We start from the raw sequence: 17218 nt of genomic DNA, 5'->3' as shown, positions 1-17218 counted from the left end.
CAGATTATGAAGTCATGATAATCGATATCAATTCATTAACAAACAAGCTCTCTCGAACAATTTGCTAAAATCTGCGTCACATACATTTTTTACTGCTGGATGTTGGATCATCCTCTCAGCAAATATGACGTAGTACTCCTCTTTTAACTCCTCGATTCCCCCCAACAATTGCAATGACGTATCTTCCTCAACCTCTGACATATATAGCGTAGGCGCTAAGAAAATAGCGTCGTGGTGGTAACGAGCGAAAGCCTTCATCAATGCCGCATCATCAAACTCACCCAAAATATCAGGCTTAAGTCCTTGTCTATCAAACCATTGCAGTACTTTACGCCCCATCGAAGTTCGACTTCCTGGGATTAACAGTTTCTTTTGTTCTAATACAGCCGGAAAGTTAACACCTTCCACATTACCTGAACTGAAAAAGCTCATACCGCTCTCACCCAACTTTTTACTAAACAAGCCTGGGCTTTGGCTAGAATCCACCGGGCAGTCTGACAAAATCATATCGAGCTTATGCTGAGAAAGTTGTTCAAGTAGCATTTCATGGGTCGATTCAAAGCAGCGTAAATGAATGCTGTTATCGGGTGGGATTGTCGACATCAATATCTTGCTGACTAATCTTTTGGACAGTGCATCCGCGACGCCAACATCAAACAGAATATTGGAGTGCTGGCTATAATTCACGATATCCAGCATCTCGTAACTCAGGCCAAACATACGATCGGCATATTTAAAAACCAACTGCCCAAGCTCTGTCGGCTCAACACTGCGACCATTACGCTTAGTTAGCTTGCCATCCATACGCTCTTCTAAGGCTTTTATCTGACCAGTTACCGTTTGTGGTGTTAGGAATAGGGCTTCTGCAGCTTTAGTAACAGAGCCTTGCTTGCAAACCATCCAGAAGTAATAAAGGTGGTTATAGTTGAGATGCGACATAAATGTGCCGTAAAAAAGAGAAGATAACCTGTTATATCAAATATGACACCTCCACTCAACAAACTCGGAAAAACCATACCCAACTATCAATTACTACTTATTTTTACGAAGTGTCTGATTTCATAATGTAATATTTCAACGATTATTTTCAATTTTTCTCTAACTTTTAAGATCTATATCACCTATCAAAAACACGAACAAAAAACTTTAAAAACAACAAGTTAAACCACCACCATTTCAAGACCAAATATTTAAAGAGCAAATCATCACAAAAAAGTCTCACCTAAACCAAAATGTAATATTACTGAAATATTTGTTCTCTAACATCACGCTCAGATTAAACAAACAGACCAAACACAGACTAAAACGGTCCAATGGAGAAAACATTATGAACCAAGCTACTACTGCAGCAGCGCCTATCTCGAGCACAACTCGTTGGCTACGCTGGGCTAACTTGGCATTCATGCTTTACCTACTATTACTTTCAGTTTCAATGGTTGGTACAGGCTTCAAATGGGCAACAGGCGAGCAAGCAAAAGTTCTTTTCGAATTTGCTTCACACCCAGTTGCAGGCTTAATGATTGGTTTAGTAGCAACAGCACTTATTCAATCATCAAGTACAGTTACTTCAATTATCGTTGGCCTTGTGGCAGGTGGTTTACCTGTTGAGCTAGCAATCCCTATGATCATGGGTGCGAACATTGGTACTACGGTAACCAATACGCTAGTTAGCCTTGGTCATGTTCGTTGTAAAGATGAGTTCAAACGTGCATTCGCAAGTGCGACGATTCACGACTTCTTTAACCTATTAGCCGTTGCTATCTTCCTACCACTAGAGATGGCGTTTGGTATTCTAGAGAAAATCTCTCACTGGTTAGTATCACCGATGCTAGCAACAGGTGATATGAGCATGGGTGGTCTTAACTTCATCAAGCCAATCACTAAGCCTGTAGTAAGTGCGATTAAAGAACCACTATCAACGTTTGGCGACACTGTTGGTGGGGTTATGCTTATCGTTCTAGGTATCGCGACTATCTTCGTAGCTATCACGGTAATGGGTAAGCTAATGAAGAGCCTAATGGTTGGCCGTGCTCGTGAGATTCTAAAGAACGCAATCGGTCGTGGTCCTATCCACGGTATCGCTTCTGGCTCTATCGTGACTATCCTTGTTCAGTCTTCTTCTACAACAACAAGCTTGATGGTTCCACTAGTAGGTTCAGGTGTTCTTAAAGTACGTGACGTTTACCCATTCACTTTGGGTGCAAACATCGGTACATGTATTACGGCTCTACTTGCAGCGACAGCAGTATCTGGTGAGTTCGCAGTATTCGCACTACAGATTGCTCTAGTACACTTGGTGTTCAACATCATGGCAACGGTATTCATCTTTGGTATTCCGTTCCTACGTGAACTGCCAGTGAAAGCAGCTGACATCATTTCAGACATGGCAGTGAAAAACAAAGCTGTAGTAGCTGGTTATCTTGTTGCGGTATTCCTTGTACTGCCTGGTAGCGTGTTAGCACTGACAGCTTAATAGCAAAACAAACATCGCTTATAGCAAAGCCCGCAACCTCCTAGGTTGCGGGCTTTTTCTTTTTAAGAGCAGATGCAGGAAACAAAAAGAAGATTAGAGTAACGAAGAGCAAAAGCAAATAAAACGTTATTCCCTACAGCGAGGCACGAGCGTGATAAGGAATCTCACAAACACACCACGAAAGAGATTCCCTACTCCCTCCTTCGTCAGTCTAGGGAATAACGACATCTCATGCTCTTCGCATCTCGATTACTCGTCACTACAACTTAGATACAAAAAAGACTGCACAGAGGCAGCCTTTCGATCAAACAAAGCGGATTAGGTTAAACCGAGAATGGGTACTTAATCGCTTCATGACATTCGTAGCCTTCAACCCAGAAGTCATCCATCGTTACCCATGTTTCCAAATCTTCTAGGGACTTAATCTCAGGATTGATATGGAATGTTGGGCCAGCTAACGGCTCACGCTTCAACTGAACATCGCGCATTGGTGCTAGTTGATCTTCATAGATATGAGCGTTAACAAGCTTGTGGTAAGCCACACCCGCTTTCTTGCCTGTGATTTGCGCCATGATAGCGAGGAACACATACACTTGAACCATGTTGAAGTTCAGACCTAAAGGCACGTCACAAGAGCGTTGAGTACTGTTTAAGTACAGAGTCTCACCAAGTAGAGAAAAGTGATGGCTGTACATACACGGACGCAAACATCCCATGTGGAACTCACCAGGGTTATAGAAGTTTAAGATCTCGCCACGGTCATCAATACCGTTAGTTAGATCATCAACAATCTTCTTTAGTTGGTCGATATGACCGCCATCAGGTTTCGCCCATGCACGTCCTTGAACGCCGTAAACACGGCCCATGTCGTCTTCACCCTTACGGTAAGGGTTATTCAGCCATGCTTCGTTCAGGTTCGAATTCGCATCCCAAGTTTTAGTCCCTAGCTTGCGAAAATCTTCAGCATTATCGTAACCACGAATGTAGCCAAGCAGTTCAGCAACCGCCGCTTTCCAGAAGCTCTTACGCGTTGTTACTAGAGGGAACTGGTTATTACCAACATCATATTCCAGGTCAGCATTGATCACGGTTAGGCAGCGCTTGCCCGTGCGTTCATTTTCAATCCAAGTACCGTCATCAACGATACGCTGACAGAGATCTAAATACTGTTTCACACCAATTCCTTACTTCGTTTGTTGTGGTAATTCATCTTTGTAGTGACCACGCTTGTATGCCCAAACCATCATCAGCACACCGATGATAACCATTGGCAGTGACAGAATTTGTCCCATAGAGATAAATCCACCGAACAAACCTAGGTGAGCATCAGGTTCACGTACGTATTCTACTAAGAAGCGGAATGTACCATATCCTGCTAGGAATAACCCTGACACAGAACCAAGAGGACGCGGCTTTTTGATAAACCAGTTCAAGATAAAGAACAACACAATACCTTCAAGCGCCATTTCATAAAGCTGAGATGGATGACGAGGAAGTGGACCACCATTCGGGAAGACGATTGCCCATGGCACATCAGTCACACGGCCCCAAAGCTCACTGTTCATGAAGTTTCCTAAACGACCCATGCCTAAACCAAATGGAACCAATGGCGCGATCATGTCTGCGACACCAAAGAAGGTTCGACCATTCTTTTTCGCATACCAGAACATCGCAGTGATAACACCAAGTAAACCACCGTGGAAAGACATACCACCAGTCCATACCTTAAAGAGGTAAAGTGGGTCTGCTAGGAAAAGGTCAAAGTTGTAGAAAAGCACGTAGCCAATACGACCACCCAATACCACACCTAGAAAACCAGCAAACAGTAGATCTGATACTTGCTCTCGAGTCCAACCACTATCAGGTTGATCAGCTCGGCGGTTTGCTAACCAAAGCGCAAACATAAAACCAACAAGGTACATTAGACCGTACCAACGAACTGAGATTGGTCCTAGTTCAATAAGAACAGGATCGATATTTGGGAATTCGATAAAACCCTGAGACATACTTGGCTCTCTATCTAAATTGATCAACGGTTAGCTCAATAACTAACAGAAAAGACACTACAGCAGCATTGTCGCTGCTATAAACATTAAAAATACCGCAAAGAATTTCTTCAGCACAGAGGTTGGTAATTGAGTGGCCAGTTTCGCCCCCACTCGAGTGGTCAACACTGAGGTACAAGATATCGCAATCAAAGCCGGCAGATAAACATAACCTAAGCTATACGCAGGAAGATCATCGACAGAAGATCCATGCCAAATGAAACCTAGCATTCCCGAAATCGCGATAACACAACCGCATACCGAAGATGAGCCGACGGCTTTACGCATTTCCACACCGTGATGGTTAAGGAAAGGTACCGATAAAGACCCACCGCCAATGCCCGCTAAACTTGATACCAAACCAATACCGCCACCACACAACACGGTTTTAGCTGAACCCGGCATCGACTTTTGGCTCTTAGAGCGAATCGACAACAGCATTTTCAACGCCAATACCAAGACAATCACACCAAAGACTTTTGGTAAGTATTGAGCTGGAATCACATCGGCCACGAAAGAACCGAGGAAGCCACCTATCACGACACCTGGCATCAACCATTTAACGACAAATATCTCTACGTTACCCAATTTTAAATGGTTAATCGCAGAGGATCCCGACGTAACGATAATGGTTGATAACGAGGTAGCCAATGCCATTTGCATCGCAAACTCTTGAGGGATGCCCGCTTTAGGAAGCAAAAAGAGTAAGGCTGGAACCACCAGTAAACCACCACCAATGCCTAGCAAGCCAGCTAAAACACCAACAATAGCACCAAGGCCTGCTAGCAAGCCTATCAGTTCATATGACACGTTAAATCCTATTTTTTACCTGCTCGAATGAAGCCAGTAAACTCACGCTCTTCGAAATAGTTCAGCATCATACTATAGATGTCACTACCATACGGTTTTGAAAGTGCCTTATTTGCCAAATCCTGTAATTCAGCCAAGTTCGATTGACGAATCAAATATTTAGTTCTTGCGACATTCGAGGTATTCATACTTAACGTCTCATACCCCAATCCAATCAATAGTAGCGCGCCCATCGGGTCACCGGCTAACTCGCCACATATACACACCGGCAATTGATATTGCTTACAAGTATCATGGATGTGTTTCAATGCCATGATCACTGCAGGGTGCATGGATTCATAGACATCAGAGACACGGGAATTGTTCCGGTCAACCGCCAATAAATATTGAGTTAAGTCATTGGTGCCCACCGAAACGAAATCAACTTTATCCGCAATAAGCGGAAGAAGGTAAAGCATGGATGGCACTTCAATCATGATACCGATACGCGGCATACGAACTCGACTGTCGAGTTCATGCACTTCATCGTAGGCTTGCTCGATGAGTTGAACAGTATCATCCAGTTCTTGAGTGCTAGAGATCATCGGCAACAAGATACTCAAGTTTTGGCTATCACAACTCGCACGTAACATCGCGCGCAATTGGATAATAAAGATGTCAGGATGATCAAGGGTAAAACGAATGCCACGCCAACCAAGGAATGGATTGTCTTCTTCTATTGGGAAGTAAGGTAACGCCTTATCTCCACCAATATCCAAGGTTCGCATCACCACTTGCTTCTCAGGGTAACTCGCAAGCACAGAACGATACTGCTTGAATTGTTCGTCCTCTGACGGAAACCTTTGCTGCAACAAGAAAGAAATTTCGGTTCGATACAGACCAACCCCATCAACCCCTTGGTTGATAGCGATGTTAGTGTCTGCACTCAAACCCGCATTAAGCAGAATCTCGACTTGCTTGTCGTCTTTCGTTTTTGCCGGTAAGTACAGTTCTCGATTGACCATAGAGGAGAGCTCACTCTCTTCTAGAATCAGCCCACGATACTCTTTGAGCAGGTTTTTAGTCGGTTCAATAAAGATCTCACCGCTATACCCATCAACAATCGCTTGCTTACCATTAGCTTGCGAAAGGTTAAGATTAACCCCCATAACAGAAGGAATACCCAAAGCTCGAGACAAAATCGCTGCGTGCGAGTTCGCCGCCCCTTCCAAGGAAATAACCGCTAATAGTTTTTCTTTAGGAATAGACGCTAATACAGAGGCCGTTAACTCACGAACCACCAAAATAATCGGTTTATCTAACGTGCGCAGCTCGTGCTCTGAGTTATGAAGGAAATAGAGCAGCCTTTGACCCAGTTCGCGAATGTCTTGTGCCCGCTCTCGAAGGTAGACATCAGACATACGGGCAAAGCGGTTAGAGTAACTCTCAACTACCTGTCTTAATGCCCAATCGGCCTTGTCACCTTTTTGAATTTGGCTTTTCAGATCCTTACGCAACATAGGGTCGTTGAGTAAGTGGGTAAACAGATCAAAGATCGCCAACGCATCTTTGTTGATTTCACTATCTAAGCGCTTTCGCATGCGCTTGAAGTCGTTGAGGGCATTTTCGACCGCAACCGCCAACAACTCATGCTCTCTTTCAACGTTGAGCGTCGATGCTGGGTAAACATCGGTTAATTCAGGTTGTGTGTTGTCCCACCATAAATCACCGATAGCAACACCGGATGATGCAGCAATACCTTTAATGGAAGGCAGCTTTTGTTGCTCAAGAAGCCAATGGCCTTGAGTTTGGGCATGCGCCACAATAACCGCAAGTTGAGCTGAGAGAGTGACAAGGAAAGACTCTTCCATTTCACTGAATAAACGAGGAGATTTCTGTTGAATAACCAAAACGCCAAGCACTTGCTTGCGATGGATAATCGGAGTGCCTAGAAAAGAGTGGTAAACACTTTCTCCTAGTTCTGGAAAAAACTTATAAGCTGGGTGAGCAGATGCCTGTGCAAGGTTAATAGGTTCAGCACTTCTTTTGACAAGGCCAACTAAGCCTTCGTCAAAACCAATGTGAATACTATTCCCTTCAAAGATCAGGCCTTGAGTTGCCATCAACTCAAGGCGCTGCATATCATTATTCGCTAGATACACGGTGCAGCACTCTGTCTGCATCGCACTGCATGTCTCTTTCACCAAAATATCAAGAGCCGTCGACACATCTTCAACTCTTGATACGTGTTCAACTATTTCCCTTAGTTGGCTGAGCATGCTTAACCTCTACGCAATTTGCGTTTTCCTTTTGTTTTTCGCTCTTTAAACGGCATTGCTAAAGATGCGAATTCCTTCATTGCTCGACGGTAAACATCTCGCTTGAAAGAAACAACTTGTCGAACTGGGTACCAGTAACTCACCCAACGCCAACCATCAAACTCAGGTGTGCTTCCACGCTGCATATTGATATGCGATTCATCGCAATCTAAGCGTAAAAGAAACCACTTCTGTTTTTGTCCAATACAGACAGGTTTAGAATCCCACCGAACCAGTCGTTTGGGCAGCTTATAGCGTAACCAATGACGACTTGTCGCGACGATCTTTACATCCTTTTTAGTAAGGCCAACCTCTTCATACAACTCGCGGTACATTGCCTGTTCCGGAGTCTCACCTTCATCTATTCCCCCTTGAGGGAATTGCCATGAATGTTGCCCGTATCGTTTAGCCCAGAAGACCTGACCATGGTTGTTACAGATTACAATACCAACATTTAATCGGTAACCATCGCCATCTATCACTGGCCAACCTCTATCTAAATTTTTAATTACACTGATTTTTCCACATATCCCCAATCGGAGCAAACTTAGTGACGTGACAAGCGCTATATTTATGAATAATAACTACGAATATGGATAAGTTTCGCTCAAATCTTAGTTACCCACACAAGAGTGAGACATAGACCACATTTATTCACCTTTTCTGTGAATAACTATGTGAAGAATTACCCGCAATCGTTTTTTTTAATCCATAGATTCATCAGAACCAAAAACCAAAAATCACCCACCACCAACAAAAACAACTTAAAATCAATCAATTAAAATGAAACCATCAATTTTAAAAACATGAGAAAAGTAAAAGATCTTTTAAAAACCGTCCGTGGTCAAAGATCAACCACTCCGATGTTTATCCACACTAGTAAGTGAAAGATTCATTTCAAACCCTATTAATCAAGCAGTTTATCCCCTACAAACCCCTGTTTATTTATCCACCAAATTAATATTTCAATTAATTACCTTCATGTCCTGTGGATAACCATGAGTTTGATCCCTTCTCTAGCAAGGCGATCATTTCTTAACCAGTCGTCATATGGTGATAACTTCTGGTAAAATCATTTTTTTGATCATGCCTTTTATTATGAAACCAGAACCACAAACACAACAAGAGCTGTTAGACAGAGCATATGCTATTGCAGGAATGACCTTCAAAGAGCTCGCCGATGAAGCCAATATGGTTGTACCAAACGACCTAAAGCGAGATAAAGGCTGGGTTGGACAACTATTGGAATGGCACTTGGGTGCGCCAGCTGGCAGTAAACCAGAACAAGATTTTGCCAAGCTCGGGATCGAGCTAAAAAGTATCCCGATTGGCTATTCAGGGAAGCCACTCGAAACCACCTTTGTTTGTGTCGCGCCATTGATGGGCGTGCAAGGCATAACTTGGGAAACCAGTCACGTTCGAAACAAGCTGTCTAAAGTGTTGTGGATCCCAGTAGAGGGAGAAAGAGAGATCCCGCTGACAGAAAGGCATGTAGGATCCCCTTTATTGTGGACACCAAGCCAGGCTGAAGACGAACTATTGAAAACAGATTGGGAAGAGTTGATGGAATTGATCGTGTTAGGTAATGTTGAACAGATAACAGCAAGACACGGCGAAGCACTGCATTTACGACCAAAAGCCGCCAACAGTCGTGTGTTAACAGAAGCTTACGGTGCAAGTGGAAAACCAATAAAGACCAAACCTCGTGGTTTCTATCTACGAACTCAATTCACCCACAGATTGCTGACAACCTATTACGCATAGAAAGCCATTACGCATAGAGGTTTTTATCTAACGTAGATAGGCTAAAAGATCAGTACGTTATAAACCGTCTCAATTTAGAAGTAATTTCTCACTACAACGCTCGTTAAAAATACTCTCTAATGAGGTTTGAGCGCCAGTTCAATATCGCAGTAGCTTTGGTTTGGTTCATTACCAAACTCATCATACGCGTTGTGCAAGCGAAGGTAGGCCTTTTCAAAGCCGAGCCGGAGTAATTCCTCTTTCACTTGCTCCAAGGATCCAAAGTGAAGCGGCTCGCCGTCTTGCTTCACCGGTTCTAGCTTGTGTTTGTACTCCACCGCCAGTAAATATTCAGAGATATCAGAGCAACCAATAACGTACACTTTCGGTGTCTGATAAGAGTCTTTGTGCTCTCCATGTAACCACATGTCTAATTGATGCTTCTGCATAGTCAGCCTCCCTTGCTCTATAAAGCTTAGCCGAACTATTTACCTTTACTAGATAACGACTTAAAAAAGCAAAAAAGAGAAGCAAGAGCTTCTCTTTTTTGGCCAGTTCTAGTTCAAAAATTTGCACTTTCGACACCATAACCATCACTGTGACTTATCTTAGGGGTTGAACGGTGCTATCAACCCCGCAGATTACGTCGGTATTCGCGCACTTAGGACACGACGAAGATGGCGTACTCGACGTTCAATCGTGACGACTTCAGGCTCAGAAAAACCAATTGGTCGACCATCGGCTTCAAGGCCAATATCTCTCAATAAGTGGGTATTGTTCCACGGTAGATCATATGAACTACGACGAACTTTTCGTTGCCATTCACGCTCTTCACGACGAAGATCGGCACGGATAAGGACTGTTGCTAGTTTTAAGTATACTGAGTGACGCATGATAACTCTCCAGTTGTTGAATCAACTGAGGAAAAATAGCGTGTTAGATCGAATGAGGGCTTCTCACTTAGCTGCTATTTTTCCGCAGCCAAATAAGGGTACGGATCTATTAGTTAGGTTTATCTTGGGTGTTTCGATCGGCCATCGCTGATGTGTGTGACATATCAGTCACCATGTCAGTACACGGATCAAACGACGCGCAAATATGCTGTATAAAATCGAAATGTTTCATTTGCGCCTCCAAGCTAACTAAAAAATCCAAAAAGAAATGAGGTAGTAAAAGCAGACAAGTCTTTGTTAAATCGTTGCTTTCACGGTTAAAGTTTAACCAAGTGAGTGTATTATTCAACCGATAATTGGTTAACATTTTTAAAACAATGCATTCGCCTGAAATATCAGTTTCATATTCATTTACATATAACATATTCACTATGATTATATAAAATCACAGCATATCTCTCTTAGGACTGAGCTAGAAAACAACGGACTCCCCTTCAGAAACAAAAAACCACGTATCTACGTGGTTTTTAATTTACAGTGACTGAATAAAGTCATATAGAAAGAGTCTAAACAACGCCCTCAGATATAAGACCGTGTTTATTGAGTAAGCGGTACATAGTTGCGCGTGAAACTCCAAGCTCCTTAGCGGCCAAAGACACTTGACCACCATAAGATTCCAACACAATGAGTAAAGCATCTCGCTCTGAACGTTCACGGATACTTTTCAGACTGCGGCGTTCATCATTCTGTTTTGGTAAATCCAGCTGGTGATCCTCAATGATCACAGCATCTGACATCAACACGACGCGTTTGATCTGATTCATCAATTCACGAACGTTGCCTGGCCAATGGTAGCGACTCATCGAGCGTATAGCATCATCTGAAAAGCTCTTCGCTTGCGCATTAAACTCTTTCGAGTACTCACGCAGAAAATGATTCGCCAGTACTGATATGTCACTAACCCGCTCTTTCAAGCTAGGAACATGAATACGCAGAACATTGATGTAATGATAAAGCTCTTCATTGAAGTCGCCCTCGATCAATGCCTTTTCAATATCAGAAGAGTTAGCAGCCAAAATGCGAACATCAACCGACTTAGCTCCCTTCGAGGTTTCAATTTTCCCTTCTTGTAAAAAGCGTAAAAGGTTCAATTGTTGATTACGAGGCATCGCTAGGACATCGTTGAGTAAGAGGGTTCCACCATCGGCTTCTTCTAACATACAAGGCGCTGCCGTTGCAGGGGCTAAGATACCAAACATCTCAGTCTCTATCCTCATTTCAGATAGAGCACGGCAATTCACAGTTAAAAATGGTTTCTGAGCTCGCGATGAATTTTGATGAATGGAACGTGCAATTGTCTCTTTTCCTGTCCCACTCTCACCGTAAATCAAAATACTGACATCTGTGGGGCCAATTCGCTTTACTTGGTCTCTCAAGCGTTTCACCGCCACAGAATCACCTAGTAGACCCATATTGTTGTTAATACCGTAGTTTGGCCATACTTTCTGCTCAAGTTTGAGCATACCCAGTTGATGACCAATGGTACTCAATAGCTGAGCATCAGGGATTGGTGCCGTGAAAAAGTCGATACAGAAGTTAACGATAAATTGGCAGATTGTATCTGAGCTCAATTGCGATTCACGGATAAAAGCAAGCCATCGAACTTGCTTGTTGTTGCTCACGAGGTTAGCGATACCATTAAGGCTAAACTCATCATGACTAAGATCCACAATGCCAATGCAGGGGCCAATATCAGTAATTAAGGCATCGGCTTTTCGTAAATCTGCACACTGGGTACATTGCCAACCCACTTGTTCTAACACTGATAACCAGGGTTCGTACGCACCACCAACGACGATAAGAGAACCTGGTAAGGAATCCATCTTAAATTGAGTTCCCATCCTTCTTCCTTATTCTATTTTTATTTTTTTTCAATCAGGCTAACACGAGTTAAACGAATCATACGGGTACAAAGTGCCACAAGATCGTATTCAGATCCGATACGTATAGTAATGAGACTATCTTAGATTTTTTGTCTCAATGGTAAGACTATGTCATAAATAATCATTTTTCGAATCAAGAGTGCGGTACGAGCTAGGTTTTGACGCTAAAAACCGAAAAAGCCACCCGAAGGTGGCTTTTAAATTGAATCGGCTGTTACAGCCTGTCAGCGAAAATTACGCTTGAGGACGCATTGCCGGGAACAAGATCACGTCACGGATTGTGTGCGTGTTAGTAAATAGCATCGCTAGGCGATCGATACCAATACCTTGACCCGCTGTTGGCGGTAGGCCGTGCTCTAGTGCAGTAATGTAGTCTGCATCGTAGTACATAGCTTCGTCATCACCCGCGTCTTTTGCGTTAACTTGTGCTTTGAAACGCTCGTCTTGGTCTTGTGCATCGTTAAGCTCAGAGAAGCCGTTCGCAACTTCACGGCCACCAATGAAGAACTCAAAGCGGTCTGTGAAGAATGGGTTACTATCGCTACGACGAGCCAGTGGAGAAATATCCGCTGGGTAACCCGTAATGAACGTTGGTTGAATTAGCTGAGGCTCAGCCGTTTCACCAAAGATCTCTTCAAGAAGCTGACCACATGTCCAGAACTTCTCAACGTACAGACCCACTTCTTCTGCAATTTTAACCATCAATTCTCTGTTCTGAAGATCGTCTTCAGTCAGAGCTTGAATGTTTGCATTTTCAGGAGTGTAGTGTTTGATTGCATCGAACATGCTCATACGAGCGTAAGTGCCACCGAACTCAACTGTTTCGTCGCCGTAAGGCATAGAAGTAGAACCAAGAACGTCCATCGCAGCTGTGCTTAGCATCTCTTCCGTTAGATCCATTAGATCTTTGTAGTCAGAGTACGCTTGGTAGAATTCCATCATTGTGAATTCTGGGTTGTGACGTGGAGAAAGACCTTCGTTACGGAAGTTACGGTTGATCTCGAATACACGGTCAAAACCACCAACTACTAGACGCTTAAGGTAAAGCTCAGGTGCAACACGTAGGTACATGTCGATGTCTAGTGCGTTGTGATGAGTGATGAATGGACGTGCTGTTGCACCGCCTGGGATCACGTGCATCATTGGCGTTTCAACTTCTAGGTAGCCTTTTGAGCTCATGAAGTTACGGATTGAAGACACAAGCTTAGAACGCACGATGAATGTGTTACGAGAGTCTTCGTTCACGATTAGGTCAACGTAACGCTGACGGTAACGCATCTCTTGGTCAGTTAGACCGTGGAACTTTTCTGGCAGAGGACGAAGTGCTTTGGTTAGCAATTCAAACTCTTCCATGTTCACGTAAAGGTCGCCTTTACCAGACTTGTGAAGCGCACCTTTAACACCGATAATGTCACCGATATCTAGGCCTTGGTACTTCTCTTTTAGTACTTTTTGAACGTCTTTCGCTGCGTACGCTTGGATACGACCAGAAGTTTCTTGAATCGCAAGAAATGGACCACGCTTCGCCATAATACGACCTGCGATCGCAACGATGTGGTTAAGCTCTTCTAGCTCTTCCTTAGTCTTCTCACCGAATTCCGCTTGAAGGTCGCCAGCTAGGTGCTCACGACGGAAATCATTTGGGTGACCATTAGCTTTGCAGTTTTGGCGGATATGATCCAGCTTGCTACGGCGCTCAGCGATTAGTTTGTTCTCTTCAGGTGAAGAAGCTTCTTGTGCATTTTCGTTTTGAACAGCATCAGTCATTTGAGATGTACCCTGCTTTTATAATTTGGACAGCTATATTTTTGAAAATATAGGCATTTTTACCAATATTATTGGTAAAGCTTAATAATTGATAAAGCTTACAAACCTGATTTCAGGCTAGCTTCAATAAACTTGTCTAAGTCACCGTCAAGAACCGCTTGAGTATTACGGTTTTCGATGCCGGTGCGTAAATCTTTGATACGTGAATCATCCAGCACGTAAGAGCGGATCTGACTGCCCCAACCGATGTCTGATTTCGTTTCTTCGCTCGCTTGTTTTTCAGCATTTTGCTTTTGAATCTCAAGTTCAAAAAGCTTAGCACGTAGCTGCTTCATCGCTTGATCTTTGTTCTTATGCTGCGAACGGTCATTCTGACACTGAACCACGGTGTTAGTCGGAACGTGAGTAATACGTACCGCCGATTCCGTGGTGTTGACGTGCTGACCACCAGCGCCAGAGGCACGGTATACGTCAATACGTAGGTCAGAAGGATTAATATCGATCGTAATGTTGTCATCAATCTCAGGATAGATAAACGCAGAAGCAAATGAAGTATGACGACGACCACTTGAATCAAATGGTGACTTACGAACTAGACGGTGAACACCAGTCTCTGTGCGTAACCAACCGTAAGCGTACTCACCAGAGATACGTACCGTTGCGCCTTTAAGGCCAGCAACATCGCCATCAGACACTTCGATAACTTCAGTCTTGAAGCCTTTCGAATCTGCCCAACGTAAGTACATACGCAACATCATTGAAGTCCAGTCTTGAGCTTCTGTACCGCCCGAACCTGACTGCAGATCGATGTAGCAATCTGATGCGTCGTGATCACCAGAGAACATACGACGGAATTCCAGCTTCTCTAACTTAGCTTCAAGCTCGGCTAGTTCTGGCTCAATTTCATCGAACGTTTCTTGATCTTCTTCTTCAACCGCAAGCTCTAATAGGCCATCAACATCCTCAACACCTTGGTCAAGTTGGTCGATCGTTTCTACTACCGCTTCCAATGCTGAACGCTCTTTTCCTAGCGCTTGAGCACGCTCAGGTTCGTTCCATACATCCGGTTGTTCTAATTCTGCGTTTACTTCTTCTAGACGCTCTTTCTTTGCGTCATAGTCAAAGATACCCCCTCAGGATATTTGTGCGCTCAGACACATCCTGCAGACGGTTTTTTATAGGATTGATTTCAAACATTTTAGCTCATCATTTATGAGTAGAATTTAACCGGAGAATTGTACTCAAAAGTGTGACGGAGATACAGAATTTTTTAGAGTGGTGCACCAAGATTCAATAACTTAATCGGATATAAAATTGACGGGTAGAAAAAACACGTAAAATTTGTAAGGAAAGGAAGGGAAACAAGCCCTGTTTTTGAACAGAGCTTGTTGGGTTTGGCACTAAATGATGAACCTCATTCAGTGAACGATAATGCTATTTCGCTTCGATATGATCAATCATCAACTGCAATGATTGATTGCCACGAAACTCGTTAATATCAAGCTTAAACGCAAGATGTACCGTTTTCACTGAGGCATCAGGCCAGCGGCGAAGGTCAACATTAAAAGCAATACCATCAATCATCACATTGGTTGGGTGGCCTTTATACAATGGCTCAAGCATTAACTTTAAGTGCTTTTCACCCACTAACTTTTGATGCAGAACTTTAAACTCACCATCAAAGATGGGCTCAGGGAAAGCTTGTCCCCACGGACCACCTGAACGCAACGTCTCAGCGGTGTGCATTGAGAACTCTTCAGGTAACAGCTCACCATCAGAAAAGATAATACCCTTCAGTGCCGTCTCACCGAGTTCTTTACGCACAACGTCATCAAACATCTTGCTGAATCGCTCGAAGTCTTTTTCCATAATGGTTAAGCCGGCTGCCATTGCGTGACCACCAAACTTCAAGATCAGGCCAGGATTTTGAGTGTCGATTCTGTCTAGCGCATCGCGCATGTGCAAACCTGGAATTGAACGACATGAACCTTTGATACTGCCTTCACCACCATCAGCAAATGCGATCACTGGGCGGTGATATTTGTCTTTGATACGCGAAGCGAGAATACCGATTACACCTTGGTGCCAATCACGTTGAAACAGCGCCAAACCAGAAGGCAAATCGTCTTTACCAAATTCAAGGCGCTCACAAAAAGCCATCGCTTCTTGTTTCATGCCCTCTTCGATCTCTTTACGTGTTTGGTTTAAGCCATCTAACTCGCTGGCCATTCGACGCGCGGCATGGATGTTGTTACTCATTAGCAGCTCAACACCAAAAGACATGTCATCCAATCGGCCAGCCGCATTGATACGTGGACCAAGCGCAAAACCAAAATCGGAGGCAACTAATCGCTTAGCATCTCGCTTAGCAATTTCAATCAAGGCTTGAATACCCGGACGAGCTTTGCCCGCACGAATGCGTTGTAGCCCTTGGTGCACCAAGATTCGGTTATTTTCATCAAGTGGAACCACATCCGCAACAGTACCCAGTGCCACTAGGTCAATCAGTTCCATCAACTTGGGTTCTGTCATGCCGTGTTGAGCAAACCAGCCTAACTTACGCATATGAACACACAACGCCATCATCAGGTAAAACGCAACCCCTACACCCGCCAGCGCTTTTGAAGGAAATACGCAGCTTTCTAGGTTGGGATTGACCATTGCATCTGCAATCGGTAATTCAGAACCAGGCAAGTGATGATCTGTAACCAATACATCAAGGCCTTTCTCTTTAGCAAAGCGAACACCGTCAATTGAAGATACACCGTTGTCGACTGTCATGATCACTTCAGCACCAAGTTCGATCGCCTGTTCGACAACCTCAGGGCTCAAGCCATAACCATCTTCAAAACGGTTTGGTACCAGATAATCAACATTAGAGCTGCCCAACATTCGCAGAGCAAGCACAGACAACGCGGAGCTTGTCGCGCCATCGGCATCAAAATCACCGACAATGATAATGCGCTTTTGCTGCTGAATGGCTTTGAACAACAATTCAACCGCAGTATCAATGCCGCCCAGTTTTTGATAAGAGTGTAAACCTTTCGCAGCTGTCTCTAGCTGGTCAGCACTATCGATTCCGCGGCTCACATAAATGCGCTTTAACAAGTCAGGTAAATGAGCAGGTAAAACTGAAGTATCGACCTCAGGACGGCGTTGGATCTCTATCATATAAAAATGGGCCTGATATCAATCAGGCCACTCCTTAAATCAAAAACAGGGGGGAATAAGAGGTAATAAAAAATGA

At 43.8% G+C, this 17218-nt stretch carries 15 protein-coding genes; 2 read left to right on the top strand and 13 right to left on the bottom strand.

Annotated elements, in window-relative coordinates; translation table 11 throughout:
- Positions 1 to 27 precede the first annotated feature (27 nt).
- On the bottom strand, positions 28 to 939 hold the full coding sequence (gene nhaR / locus Q5H80_RS02380; protein WP_304568391.1) for a transcriptional activator NhaR: 912 nt from the start codon (positions 937 to 939) through the stop codon (positions 28 to 30).
- Positions 940 to 1327: 388 nt separating this feature from the next.
- Between nhaR and Q5H80_RS02375 the strand changes: the two genes are divergently transcribed.
- Positions 1328 to 2473 carry a Na/Pi symporter gene (locus Q5H80_RS02375; RefSeq protein ID WP_017102996.1) on the top strand — a complete coding sequence of 382 codons (1146 nt, stop codon included), beginning with the start codon at positions 1328 to 1330 and terminating at the stop codon, positions 2471 to 2473.
- A gap of 323 nt (positions 2474 to 2796) precedes the next feature.
- Here the strand turns inward: Q5H80_RS02375 and Q5H80_RS02370 are convergent, their stop codons facing one another.
- Genes Q5H80_RS02370 through rppH form a run of 5 tightly spaced genes read right to left on the bottom strand, consistent with a single transcriptional unit; the run spans position 2797 to position 8107 of the window.
- Positions 2797 to 3648 carry a thymidylate synthase gene (locus tag Q5H80_RS02370; RefSeq protein WP_304568385.1) on the bottom strand — a complete coding sequence of 284 codons (852 nt, stop codon included), beginning with the start codon at positions 3646 to 3648 and terminating at the stop codon, positions 2797 to 2799.
- A gap of 9 nt (positions 3649 to 3657) precedes the next feature.
- Complete coding sequence (lgt, locus tag Q5H80_RS02365) at positions 3658 to 4479, bottom strand: prolipoprotein diacylglyceryl transferase (protein WP_010434825.1); 822 nt, start codon at positions 4477 to 4479, stop codon at positions 3658 to 3660.
- 57 nt (positions 4480 to 4536) lie between these two features.
- Entirely contained in the window at positions 4537 to 5328 is a 792-nt protein-coding gene (locus Q5H80_RS02360; protein ID WP_304568381.1) for a sulfite exporter TauE/SafE family protein, read from the bottom strand.
- A gap of 8 nt (positions 5329 to 5336) precedes the next feature.
- Complete coding sequence (gene ptsP, locus Q5H80_RS02355) at positions 5337 to 7586, bottom strand: phosphoenolpyruvate--protein phosphotransferase (protein ID WP_304568379.1); 2250 nt, start codon at positions 7584 to 7586, stop codon at positions 5337 to 5339.
- Positions 7587 to 7588: 2 nt separating this feature from the next.
- A complete protein-coding gene (gene rppH, locus Q5H80_RS02350; RefSeq protein WP_009848435.1) occupies positions 7589 to 8107 on the bottom strand; it encodes an RNA pyrophosphohydrolase in 519 nt (172 codons plus the stop codon).
- Between the two features lie 616 nt (positions 8108 to 8723).
- Here rppH and mutH point away from each other — a divergent pair.
- Entirely contained in the window at positions 8724 to 9389 is a 666-nt protein-coding gene (gene mutH, locus Q5H80_RS02345; RefSeq protein WP_304568376.1) for a DNA mismatch repair endonuclease MutH, read from the top strand.
- Positions 9390 to 9505: 116 nt separating this feature from the next.
- On the opposite strand, the gene Q5H80_RS02340 is transcribed toward mutH, so the two are convergent.
- The 7 genes from Q5H80_RS02340 to recJ all read right to left on the bottom strand — a co-directional run bounded on the left by Q5H80_RS02340 (position 9506) and on the right by recJ (position 17142).
- On the bottom strand, positions 9506 to 9817 hold the full coding sequence (locus tag Q5H80_RS02340) for a DUF6482 family protein (protein ID WP_304568374.1): 312 nt from the start codon (positions 9815 to 9817) through the stop codon (positions 9506 to 9508).
- 192 nt (positions 9818 to 10009) lie between these two features.
- Complete coding sequence (locus Q5H80_RS02335; RefSeq protein ID WP_004735015.1) at positions 10010 to 10261, bottom strand: hypothetical protein; 252 nt, start codon at positions 10259 to 10261, stop codon at positions 10010 to 10012.
- A gap of 109 nt (positions 10262 to 10370) precedes the next feature.
- Positions 10371 to 10493: a hypothetical protein gene (locus tag Q5H80_RS02330; RefSeq protein ID WP_258954150.1), complete on the bottom strand. Its 123-nt coding sequence runs from the start codon at positions 10491 to 10493 to the stop codon at positions 10371 to 10373.
- A gap of 334 nt (positions 10494 to 10827) precedes the next feature.
- On the bottom strand, positions 10828 to 12162 hold the full coding sequence (vpsR, locus tag Q5H80_RS02325; RefSeq protein WP_304568364.1) for a cyclic-di-GMP-binding transcriptional regulator VpsR: 1335 nt from the start codon (positions 12160 to 12162) through the stop codon (positions 10828 to 10830).
- A 276-nt stretch (positions 12163 to 12438) separates the two neighbouring features.
- Positions 12439 to 13971 carry a lysine--tRNA ligase gene (gene lysS / locus Q5H80_RS02320; RefSeq protein ID WP_009848430.1) on the bottom strand — a complete coding sequence of 511 codons (1533 nt, stop codon included), beginning with the start codon at positions 13969 to 13971 and terminating at the stop codon, positions 12439 to 12441.
- 98 nt (positions 13972 to 14069) lie between these two features.
- A protein-coding gene (gene prfB / locus Q5H80_RS02315) for a peptide chain release factor 2 (RefSeq protein WP_100208942.1) occupies positions 14070 to 15168 on the bottom strand; the annotation gives its coding sequence in 2 pieces (ribosomal slippage) (positions 14070 to 15092 and positions 15094 to 15168; 1098 coding nt in all).
- A 237-nt stretch (positions 15169 to 15405) separates the two neighbouring features.
- Positions 15406 to 17142 (bottom strand): single-stranded-DNA-specific exonuclease RecJ, encoded by a 1737-nt coding sequence (recJ, locus tag Q5H80_RS02310; protein ID WP_304568360.1) that lies wholly within the window; start codon positions 17140 to 17142, stop codon positions 15406 to 15408.
- Positions 17143 to 17218: the final 76 nt, after the last annotated feature.

Source organism: Vibrio sp. SNU_ST1, assembly GCF_030563405.1.
Lineage (GTDB): Bacteria > Pseudomonadota > Gammaproteobacteria > Enterobacterales > Vibrionaceae > Vibrio.
The sequence above is the reverse complement of the archived record's forward strand: the minus strand, read 5'-3'. Positions and strand labels throughout refer to the sequence as shown.

Excerpts from the sequence above, each read along its gene's own strand:
- nhaR (WP_304568391.1), bottom strand. The coding sequence starts at position 939 with ATGTCGCATCTCAACTATAACCACCTTTATTACTTCTGGATGGTTTGC.
- Q5H80_RS02375 (WP_017102996.1), top strand. The coding sequence starts at position 1,328 with ATGAACCAAGCTACTACTGCAGCAGCGCCTATCTCGAGCACAACTCGT.
- lgt (WP_010434825.1), bottom strand. The coding sequence starts at position 4,479 with ATGTCTCAGGGTTTTATCGAATTCCCAAATATCGATCCTGTTCTTATT.
- ptsP (WP_304568379.1), bottom strand. The coding sequence starts at position 7,586 with ATGCTCAGCCAACTAAGGGAAATAGTTGAACACGTATCAAGAGTTGAA.
- mutH (WP_304568376.1), top strand. The coding sequence starts at position 8,724 with ATGAAACCAGAACCACAAACACAACAAGAGCTGTTAGACAGAGCATAT.
- Q5H80_RS02340 (WP_304568374.1), bottom strand. The coding sequence starts at position 9,817 with ATGCAGAAGCATCAATTAGACATGTGGTTACATGGAGAGCACAAAGAC.
- Q5H80_RS02335 (WP_004735015.1), bottom strand. The coding sequence starts at position 10,261 with ATGCGTCACTCAGTATACTTAAAACTAGCAACAGTCCTTATCCGTGCC.
- Q5H80_RS02330 (WP_258954150.1), bottom strand. The coding sequence starts at position 10,493 with ATGAAACATTTCGATTTTATACAGCATATTTGCGCGTCGTTTGATCCG.
- vpsR (WP_304568364.1), bottom strand. The coding sequence starts at position 12,162 with ATGGGAACTCAATTTAAGATGGATTCCTTACCAGGTTCTCTTATCGTC.
- lysS (WP_009848430.1), bottom strand. The coding sequence starts at position 13,971 with ATGACTGATGCTGTTCAAAACGAAAATGCACAAGAAGCTTCTTCACCT.
- recJ (WP_304568360.1), bottom strand. The coding sequence starts at position 17,142 with ATGATAGAGATCCAACGCCGTCCTGAGGTCGATACTTCAGTTTTACCT.